The sequence below is a fragment of the Streptomyces sp. NPDC046876 genome, from assembly GCF_040645035.1.
Lineage (GTDB): Bacteria > Actinomycetota > Actinomycetes > Streptomycetales > Streptomycetaceae > Streptomyces.
Genome location: NZ_JBEYXK010000182.1, coordinates 1 through 6,908, shown reverse-complemented (window position 1 = coordinate 6,908; position 6,908 = coordinate 1). Strand labels below are relative to the sequence as shown.

The 6,908-nt window shown below is 71.6% G+C and carries 4 protein-coding genes and 1 tRNA gene; 4 read left to right on the top strand and 1 reads right to left on the bottom strand.

All coding sequences use genetic code 11. The features are described 5' to 3' along the window. Positions 1-177: 177 nt before the first annotated feature. A tRNA-Ala gene (locus ABZ924_RS37755) sits at positions 178-250 on the top strand. 73 nt (positions 251-323) lie between these two features. On the opposite strand, the gene ileS is transcribed toward ABZ924_RS37755, so the two are convergent. Next, complete coding sequence (ileS, locus tag ABZ924_RS37750; protein WP_361920134.1) at positions 324-3,470, bottom strand: isoleucine--tRNA ligase; 3,147 nt, start codon at positions 3,468-3,470, stop codon at positions 324-326. Positions 3,471-4,128: 658 nt separating this feature from the next. On the opposite strand from ileS, the gene ABZ924_RS37745 reads away from it, so the two are divergent. The 3 genes from ABZ924_RS37745 to ABZ924_RS37735 all read left to right on the top strand — a co-directional run bounded on the left by ABZ924_RS37745 (position 4,129) and on the right by ABZ924_RS37735 (position 6,739). After that, positions 4,129-5,004, top strand: coding sequence for a TraR/DksA family transcriptional regulator (locus ABZ924_RS37745; protein ID WP_361920132.1), 876 nt, complete (start codon positions 4,129-4,131; stop codon positions 5,002-5,004). Between the two features lie 158 nt (positions 5,005-5,162). Continuing rightward, positions 5,163-5,723, top strand: a complete 561-nt coding sequence (gene lspA, locus ABZ924_RS37740) for a signal peptidase II (RefSeq protein WP_361920130.1) — start codon at positions 5,163-5,165, stop codon at positions 5,721-5,723. A gap of 74 nt (positions 5,724-5,797) precedes the next feature. Next, a complete protein-coding gene (locus tag ABZ924_RS37735) occupies positions 5,798-6,739 on the top strand; it encodes an RluA family pseudouridine synthase (protein WP_361920128.1) in 942 nt (313 codons plus the stop codon). The last annotated feature ends 169 nt before the right edge of the window (positions 6,740-6,908 follow it).

The window sequence follows — 6,908 nt, the reverse complement described above, 5'->3', positions numbered from 1 at the left end:
TTTTGCCGCTGCGCGGCAATTCCAGCCTCGCCGGCGTTTGAGGCGCGGGGGTCCGGGGGCGGAGCCCCCGATCTTTGACGGGTCCGGGCGGAGCCTGGTTTCGGGAAGGGGCGGGGAGGGGACAGGCTCCGCGCAGCGGGAGCCCCGGAGGGGCGCGGGTAAAGTGATCGCGCGCAGGGGGCGGTAGCGCAGAGGTCGTCGCGCCTTCTCAGCAAGAGGGAGGACGCCGGTTCGAATCCGGTCCGCTCCCTGCGTGTGAGCGCACGCACGCGAAAGCGGCGCCCCTCGCGTCAGGGGGGGGCGCCGCTTCGTGCGTTCGGCCCTTATGCCTTGCGGAGGCGGAACGTCAGGGACAGGGACTCGTCCGTGAACGGGGTGCCGTAAGAGTCGTCGGCCTCGCCCGAGGCGAAGTCCGTCGACAGGACCTCGTCCGCGATCAGCGACGAGTGGTCCGTCAGGGCCGAGGCCACCTCGGCGTCCGTCGAGGACCAGCGCAGCGCGATCCGGTCCGCGACGTCCAGGCCCGAGTTCTTGCGGGCCTCCTGGATCAGGCGGATCGCGTCGCGGGCCAGCCCGGCGAGCCGCAGCTCAGGGGTGATCTCCAGGTCCAGGGCAACCGTCGCACCGGAGTCGGAGGCCACCGACCAGCCCTCACGCGGCGTCTCGGTGATGATGACCTCCTCCGGGGTCAGGACCACCGTCTCGCCGTTCACCTCCACCGTGGCCTCACCGGAGCGCAGGGCCAGCGACAGCGCCGCCGCGTCCGCCGCGGCCACGGCCTTGGCCACGTCCTGCACGCCCTTGCCGAACCGCTTGCCCAGCGCCCGGAAGTTCGCCTTCGCGGTGGTGTCCACCAGCGATCCGCCCACCTCGGAGAGGGAGGCCAGGGAGGAGACGTTCAGCTCCTCCGTGATCTGCGCCTGGAGCTCCTCGGAGAGGGCGTCGAAGCCCGCCGCGCCGACCAGGGCCCGCGACAGCGGCTGCCGGGTCTTGACCCCGGACTCGGCACGCGTGGCGCGCCCCAGCTCGACCAGGCGCCGCACCAGCTGCATCTGCTGCGACAGCACCGGGTCGATCGCCGCCGTGTCGGCCGTCGGCCACGTCGACAGGTGCACCGACTCGGGGGCGTCCGGCGTGACCGGGACGATCATGTCCTGCCAGACCCGCTCCGTGATGAACGGCGTCAGCGGCGCCATCAGGCGGGTGACGGTCTCCACCACGTCGTGGAGCGTGCGCAGCGCCGCCTTGTCGCCCTGCCAGAACCGGCGGCGCGAGCGGCGCACGTACCAGTTCGACAGGTCGTCCACGAACGCGGACAGCAGCTTGCCGGCGCGCTGCGTGTCGTACGCCTCCATCGCCTCGGTGACCTCGGAGGTCAGGGCGTGCAGCTCGGACAGCAGCCAGCGGTCCAGGACGGTGCGCTCGGCCGGGGCCGGGTCGGCCGCCGACGGCGCCCAGCCCGAGGTGCGGGCGTACAGGGCCTGGAAGGCGACCGTGTTCCAGTAGGTGAGGAGCGTCTTGCGGACGACCTCCTGGATCGTGCCGTGGCCGACGCGCCGCGCCGCCCACGGGGAGCCGCCGGCCGCCATGAACCAGCGCACCGCGTCGGCGCCGTGCTGGTCCATGAGCGGGATCGGCTGGAGGATGTTGCCGAGGTGCTTGGACATCTTGCGGCCGTCCTCGGCGAGGATGTGGCCCAGGCAGACCACGTTCTCGTACGAGGACTTGTCGAAGACCAGCGTGCCGACCGCCATCAGGGTGTAGAACCACCCGCGGGTCTGGTCGATCGCCTCGGAGATGAACTGCGCCGGGTAGCGCTTCTCGAAGACTTCCTTGTTCTTGTACGGGTAGCCCCACTGCGCGAACGGCATCGAGCCCGAGTCGTACCAGGCGTCGATGACCTCCGGGACGCGGACCGCCGTGTGCGCGCAGCCCTCGGCCGTGCAGGGGAAGGTCACGTCGTCGATGTACGGGCGGTGCGGGTCGAGGGACGAGTGGTCCTGTCCGGACAGCTCCGACAGCTCGGCGCGCGAGCCGATGCAGGTGAGGTGGCCCTCCTCGCAGCGCCAGATCGGCAGCGGGGTGCCCCAGTAGCGGTTGCGGGACAGGGCCCAGTCGATGTTGTTGTTCAGCCAGTCGCCGAAGCGGCCCTGCTTGACCGACTCGGGGAACCAGTTGGTCTTCTCGTTCTCCCGCAGCATCGCGTCCTTGACGGCGGTGGTGCGGATGTACCAGGACGGCTGCGCGTAGTAGAGCAGCGCGGTGTGGCAGCGCCAGCAGTGCGGGTAGCTGTGCTCGTAGGCGATGTGCTTGAAGAGCAGGCCGCGGGCGTCGAGGTCGGCGGTGAGCTTCTCGTCGGCCTTCTTGAAGAAGACGCCGCCGACCAGCGGGACCTCCTCGGCGAAGGTGCCGTCGGGGCGGACCGGGTTCACGACCGGCAGGCCGTACGCGCGGCAGACCGCGAGGTCGTCGGCGCCGAAGGCCGGGGCCTGGTGGACCAGACCGGTGCCGTCCTCGGTGGTGACGTACTCCGCGTTCACGACGAAGTGCGCCGGGGACTCGAAGGGCACCAGCTCGAACGGGCGCCGGTAGGTCCAGCGCTCCATGTCCTTGCCGGTGAAGGTCTCGCCGGTGGCCTCCCAGCCCTCGCCGAGGGCCTTCTCCAGCAGCGGCTGCGCGACGACCAGCTTCTCGGTCCCGTTCGAGGCCACGACGTAGGTGACCTCGGGGTGCGCCGCGACGGCCGTGTTGGACACCAGGGTCCAGGGCGTGGTCGTCCAGACGAGGAGCGCCGCCTCGCCGGCCAGCGGGCCGGAGGTCAGCGGGAAGCGGACGAAGACGGAGGGGTCGACGACCGTCTCGTAGCCCTGGGCCAGCTCGTGGTCGGACAGGCCGGTGCCGCAGCGCGGGCACCAGGGGGCGACGCGGTGGTCCTGGACCAGCAGGCCCTTGTTGAAGATCTCCTTCAGGGACCACCAGACCGACTCCACGTACTCCGGGTCCATGGTCCGGTACGCCTCGTCGAGGTCGACCCAGTAGCCCATGCGGGTCGTGAGCTCGGTGAACGCGTCGGTGTGGCGGGTCACGGACTCGCGGCACTTGGCGTTGAACTCGGCGATGCCGTAGGCCTCGATGTCCTGCTTGCCGTTGAAGCCGAGCTCCTTCTCGACGGCGAGCTCGACGGGCAGGCCGTGGCAGTCCCAGCCGGCCTTGCGGGCCACGTGGTAGCCGCGCATGGTGCGGAAGCGGGGGAAGACGTCCTTGAAGACGCGGGCCTCGATGTGGTGCGCGCCGGGCATGCCGTTCGCGGTCGGCGGGCCCTCGTAGAAGACCCATTCGGGGCGGCCCTCGGACTGCTCGAGGGTCTTGGCGAAGGTCTTGTGCTCCTGCCAGAACTCCAGGACGGCGTGCTCCAGCGCGGGCAGGTCGACCTGAGCGGGGACCTGGCGGTACTGCGGCGGGTTCGTCATGAGGCTTTTCGTCTTCCTCCGGCGGGTTTCGTCTCTCCGTCCGGAGGGACGAGAGCCTCGGCTCCCGCGGTACCACCCTCCTTGGCCGCCGGACGGGTCCGGTGGCCCCCTCATTGGGGTGCGAGCCGGTTCTACTGACCCGCGGTGCGGGCGTTCTTCCGGCGGCTCAGGGGTGATCCTTCACGTCGCGCTCGCCCCCGGGCTCTCACCGTCCCCGGGTCGCTCACGGCTGCGTCCGACGCTACTCGTCCCCGTCCATGCCTTTCGCTGGGCCCAGTGTACGGGGCGGGGGCGTGCTCGGCAGACCGGTTTACGGGGGCCCGGGGACGGGGCGCGGCCGGGGGCGCGGGGCGGCGTACGGGGCGGGCGGTGGCTTGACCCGAACGGTCCGGTGCGCCGCCGGGGGATCGGGTGGGACGGGTGGGGCGGATTACCGGGCTCCCTGCTGGGCACAACGGATGCAGGTTGGCCTCGACGGACGCGTGCCCCGTTGCCGCGGGACGGGAGTCGATTTATCGTTCCGGCACGATTCGCGTGCAAGGTCACAGTATGTGAAGGGGCCGCGGCCATGGTGGCGAAAAAGACTGCCGGGAGTCCTCCCGAGAAGGCTGTCGGGAAGGCCGCCGAGAAGGCCGGGAAGGCTGCCGGGAAGGCAGCTGTGAAGACGGCGGTGAAGACGGTGGCCGAGAAGGCCGCCACGGCGAAGAGGAGCCCGGCGGCGGCGAAGAAGACGGCGGCCGTGAAGTCCACGGCGAAGAAGCCGGCGGCCAAGAACCCCACGACCAAGAACTCCACGGCCAAGAACTCCACGGCCAAGAACTCCACGGTCGTGAAGACCGCGGCCACCAAGGCCACGGCCAAGACCACGGCCGGCAAGACCGCGGCCGCCAGGACCGCGGCCGGCAAGGCGGTGGCCGCGAAGACCACGGCCACCAAGGCGGCCGGCGCCCGCACGGCGGCCGCGACGACCGCGAGGAAGGCCACGGCCAAGGCGGCCGCGGCCGAGGGGGCGGCGCAGGCCGCGCAACAGACGGGAGCCCGGAAAGTGGTTGCCAAGAAGAGCACCGGCACGGCCAGGAAGACGGCTGCGGCCGCAACCAGCGGGCTGCCCAAGACGAGGGTGACCGCCACCGCCCCCGGCGAGCTCGCCGTACGCCCCGGGGAGGACCCCTGGACCTCCGAGGAGGTCGCCCAGGCGCGGACCGAGCTGATGGGCGAGGTCACCCGGCTGCGCGCGGAGCTGCACGCCTCGGAGGAGGCGATCTCGGGCCTGATGCGCGACTCGGGCGACGGCGCGGGCGACGACCAGGCCGACACCGGCACCAAGAACATCACCCGCGAGTCCGAGCTGGCCCTCGCCTCCAACGCCCGCGAGATGCTGGAGCAGACCGAGCGGGCCCTGGGACGGCTCGACTCGGGCACCTACGGGCTCTGCGAGAACTGCGGGCAGCCCATCGGCAAGGCCAGGATGCAGGCCTTCCCGCGGGCCACCCTGTGCGTGGACTGCAAGCAGAAGCAGGAGCGGCGCCACTAGCCGGCCGCACGGGCAGTCGCACGAACAGCCGCACGAAAGGCCCGGCCCGGGCGGCGCCGACGGCGGACCCTGACGTACTCTCGTGCTCGTCAGGGTCCAGGAACCTGGCAGGACTGTGCCGTCGGAAACCTGGTTTCGAGCTAGTTCGAGGGACTCACGTGACAGAGGCGGAGCGCATCATCGGTACGCCGGAGGTCGGGGACGACGCCCAGCCCGGGTCCGCAGCCCCCCGGGGGCGCCGGCGGATCGCCGCGCTGCTGGTGGTGGCCGTGCTCGCCTACCTGCTCGACCTCGGCAGCAAGATGGTCGTCGTCGCCAAGCTGGAGCACCAGCCGCCGATCCGGATCATCGGCGACCTGCTGAAGTTCGAGGCCATCCGCAACCCCGGCGCCGCGTTCGGCTTCGGCGAGGCCTTCACCATCATCTTCACGCTCATCGCGGCCACCGTGATCGTGGTGATCGTCCGGCTCGCCCGCAAGCTGTACAGCCTGCCCTGGGCGATCGCGCTGGGCCTGCTGCTCGGCGGTGCGCTCGGCAACCTGACCGACCGGATCTTCCGCTCGCCGGGCGTCTTCCGCGGTGCCGTCGTCGACTTCGTCGCCCCCGCCCACTTCGCCGTCTTCAACCTCGCCGACTCGGCGATCGTCTGCGGCGGCATCCTGATCGTGCTGCTCTCGTTCAAGGGCCTGGACCCGGACGGCACGGTCCACAAGGACTGATCCGCGGGCCCCGGGAGGGCCTGCGCGGGGCTCGGCCGGGACCGGGCCCGCGCGGAGTCCGGCATACTCGACGGGTGAGTACGATTCCCGAGATCCGCACCCTGCCCGTTCCCGATGGCCTCGAAGGCGAGCGCGTCGACGCCGCCATCTCCCGTATGTTCGGGTTTTCCCGGACCAAGGCGGCCGAGCTCGCCGCCGCGGGCAAGGTCGCGGTCGACGGCAGTGTCGTCGGGAAGTCCGAGCGGGTGCACGGCGGCGCCTGGCTCGAGGTCGAGATGCCGGCCCCGCCGCGGGCGGTCGAGGTCGTCGCCGAGCCGGTGCCGGGCATGGAGATCATCCACGACGACGAGGACGTCGTCGTCATCATGAAGCCGGTCGGCGTCGCCGCCCACCCCAGCCCCGGCTGGACCGGCACCACCGTCATCGGCGGCCTCGCCGCCGCCGGCTACCGGATCTCCACCTCCGGCGCCGCCGAGCGCCAGGGGATCGTGCACCGCCTCGACGTCGGCACCTCCGGGCTGATGGCCGTCGCCAAGTCGGAGCGCGCCTACACCTCCCTGAAGAACCAGTTCCGCGAGCGCGTCGTGGACAAGCGGTACCACGCGCTGGTCCAGGGCCACCCGGACCCGATGAGCGGCACCATCGACGCGCCGATCGGCCGGCACCCCAGCGCGGACTACAAGTGGGCCGTCACCCAGGACGGCAAGCCGTCGGTCACCCACTACGACCTGATCGAGGCCTTCCGCGCCGCCTCGCTGCTGGACATCAAGCTGGAGACCGGCCGTACGCACCAGATCCGCGTGCACATGTCCGCGCACCGGCACCCGTGCGTCGGCGACCTCACGTACGGGGCCGACCCGACCATCGCCAAGCGGCTGAAGCTGACCCGCCAGTGGCTGCACGCCGTGCGGCTCGGGTTCGAGCACCCCGCGGACGGTCAGTGGGTGGAGTTCGAGAGCAGCTACCCGGCCGACCTGCAGCACGCGCTGGACGTGATCCGCGCCGAGAGCGAGTGAGGCCTCCCCGCTTGCGGTAGCCCTGCGGGCCGCCGCTGCGCGGGCTGTCCCCTACCCGCCCCTTCCCGAAACCGGGGCTCCGCCCCGGCCCCGTTCCGGGCGCTTCGCGCCCGGTGCGCTCAAACGCCGCGCGGGCTGGAGTTGCCGCGCAGCGGCAAAATCCAGCCCC